The sequence below is a fragment of the Exiguobacterium sp. UBA6282 genome (assembly GCF_002440475.1).
Taxonomy (GTDB): Bacteria; Bacillota; Bacilli; order Exiguobacteriales; family Exiguobacteriaceae; genus Exiguobacterium_A.
Genome location: NZ_DJUM01000043.1, coordinates 1 through 2792, shown reverse-complemented (window position 1 = coordinate 2792; position 2792 = coordinate 1). Strand labels below are relative to the sequence as shown.

The following is a 2792-nucleotide window of genomic DNA, read 5'->3' as shown; positions in this document are numbered from 1 at the left end:
CTTGATTGCTTTATTGCATCAAATTGGCTCGTTCGTACCAGCTGCTCAAGCGGAACTGCCGATCTTCGACCAAATCTTCACCCGGATCGGGGCGGCAGACGACCTCGTCAGTGGACAGTCGACATTCATGGTCGAGATGGTCGAGACACAAGAAGCCTTGACGCGTGCGACAGACCGGTCGTTGATCCTGCTAGATGAAATCGGTCGCGGAACCTCGACGTACGACGGGATGGCACTCGCGCAAGCGATCGTTGAACACATTGCCCGGCATGTCGGAGCGAAGACGTTATTTTCGACCCATTATCATGAATTGACAGTGCTTGAAGAATCGATTGATCGATTAGCGAATGTTCATGTCCGTGCCGTTGAACAAGAGGGGCGTGTCGTCTTCTTGCATGAAGTACGCGACGGAAAAGCTGATCAATCGTACGGAATCCATGTCGCGCGGTTAGCTGATTTACCGGATAGTCTGATCGAGCGGGCGCAAGTCCTCTTGTCCGAGTTCGAGCAGGCAGAGCCTGTTCCGGTCGCAGCACCTGTAAAAGCTCCTGTTCAGGAGGAGCCGATTGATCAACTCAGTCTGTTCTCAGATGCGGATCCGCTGCGTGAGACGATGGCGAGTCTTGATTTGATCAATATGACGCCACTCGAGGCATTGAATACGCTGTATCGTCTACAAGCCGAAGCGAGAAAGTGAGGAGAATGCAGTGGGAATCATTCGTGAATTATCCGATAGTTTAGCGAACCGGATCGCGGCGGGAGAAGTCGTCGAACGACCAGCGTCGGTCGTCAAGGAACTGGTCGAGAACGCACTTGATGCCGGTGCGACCCAAATCGATGTCGAACTCGAAGAAGCCGGAATGAAACGGATGACGATCCGTGACAACGGACACGGGTTTTACCCGGATGACGCTGAACTGGCTTTCGTTCGTCACGCGACGAGTAAGATTAAGGACGAGCATGACTTGTTCCGAATCAAGACACTTGGTTTTCGCGGAGAGGCCCTTGCCTCGATCGCGTCCGTCAGTAAAGTGACGTTGAAGACGAAACGCGAGGACGCGGAGGGGATTCAAGTGACGCTTGAGTACGGGACGGTCGTTCAGCGGACACCAGCTGCCATGAACCGAGGAACGGAATTGACAGTCGAGCATCTCTTCTTCAATACACCGGCTCGGCTCAAATATTTAAAGACGACGCATACGGAGCTTGCCGCAATCACGGACGTGTTGAACCGAATGGCGTTCGCCCATCCGGACGTCAAGCTTCGGGCTACCCATGAAGGGAAGACGCTGATTCAGACGAATGGATCGGGAGACGTCCGGCAAGCACTGGCGAGTGTCTACGGTCATCAAACGATCCAAGGGACGTTGGTCGCTAAGGGAGCGAATGCCGATTATCAACTGACATGTCATCTCGTCAAACCGGAAGTGACCCGTGCCTCGAAGAATTACATCACGTTGATTCTTAATGGACGTTCGGTCAAAAACTTCGCCCTGACGCAAGCGGTCTTGAACGGTTACCATACGCTCTTACCGATTGGACGGTATCCGATTGCCGTCATTGAGGTGACGATGGATCCACTCCTGATTGACGTCAACGTCCACCCGGCGAAACGGGAAGTTCGTCTCTCAAAAGAGATGGAGCTCTGCCAGTTGATTCAAGAGACAATCAAGATGACGCTCAGCCGAGAGACGTTGATTCCGAAGGTGACGCCACCGAAACCGAAAAAGGATCCGAGTAGTCAAGAGAAACTCGATTTTTCTTACGTCGCGGAACCGGTCGAGGAGACGTCATCGCGAGCAGTCTGGAATTATCCGATTCCGAAAAAACCGCAAGAGGACGATCGACCCTCTGTAGAGAAACCATTGCCATTTAGTAACGAGGATGATCTATTCGAGCCCATCGAACCGGTCAAGCAGGACGTTGTCGAACCGATGGAGGAATCCCACGCGCGTCCGCGCTTTCCACACCTCGACGTCATCGGACAACTTCATTCGTCCTATATCGTCTGTGCCGGAGAAGACGGGATGTATATGATTGATCAACACGCGGCGCAGGAACGGATCAAATACGAGACGTATAAAGTCATGTTCGGTCGACCACCGGAGCAACGGCAGCAATTACTCTTACCATATACGTTTGAAATCTCGTCAGATGACATGAAACGAATGGAGGAAATCCTTCCGTTGCTGAAAGACGTCGGCATTGAATTCGAAGCGTTCGGTCCACAGAGCTTCATCGTCCGAGAAGTCCCGACGTGGTTCCCGTCCCATCGACAGGAAGAGACGATTCAAGAATTACTCGATGAGGCATTGATGAAACGGAAAATCGATCTTGAGACGTATCGGGAAGATGCCGCCATCATGATGGCATGTAAGAAATCGATCAAGGCGAATCATCCGTTGAACGATGAGATGATGCGTCGGTTGATTGATGATTTAGCGAAGACAGAGATGCCGTTCACGTGTCCACACGGACGTCCAGTCATCATTGAATGGACGACATATGAACTCGAGAAGTTATTCAAAAGGGTCATGTGATCAAGAAGAGGAGTCGATCCCATTCAGGTGTCGTCTCAGATTATAGAAAAGGGAGCTGACTCAAAAGTTAGTTTCTACAAAGAATGACGCGTCATACGCAACTTCTACAGTAAAAAGCGCATTTATGCGCTTCAGAGACAAACAAGACCCGCTTTCCTGCTTGTATAAAGCAGGAAAACTGGCTTGTGTCTCGCCTGAGGAAAGGACGTGAAAAGACGCGTCATTCTTTTTTGAGTCAGCCTCTTTCGCTAT

At 51.2% G+C, this 2792-nt stretch carries 3 protein-coding genes; 2 read left to right on the top strand and 1 reads right to left on the bottom strand.

The annotated features are described in order from the left end of the window. Positions 1-697 (top strand): MutS-related protein (locus B2751_RS11190; protein WP_414655217.1); only part of this gene is annotated, 697 nt, incomplete at its 5' end. A gap of 10 nt (positions 698-707) precedes the next feature. Continuing rightward, positions 708-2540: a DNA mismatch repair endonuclease MutL gene (gene mutL / locus B2751_RS11185; protein ID WP_056060460.1), complete on the top strand. Its 1833-nt coding sequence runs from the start codon at positions 708-710 to the stop codon at positions 2538-2540. Between the two features lie 60 nt (positions 2541-2600). Here the strand turns inward: mutL and B2751_RS11180 are convergent. Next, on the bottom strand, positions 2601-2792 hold a 192-nt coding region (locus B2751_RS11180), incomplete at its 5' end, for a hypothetical protein (RefSeq protein ID WP_290774821.1).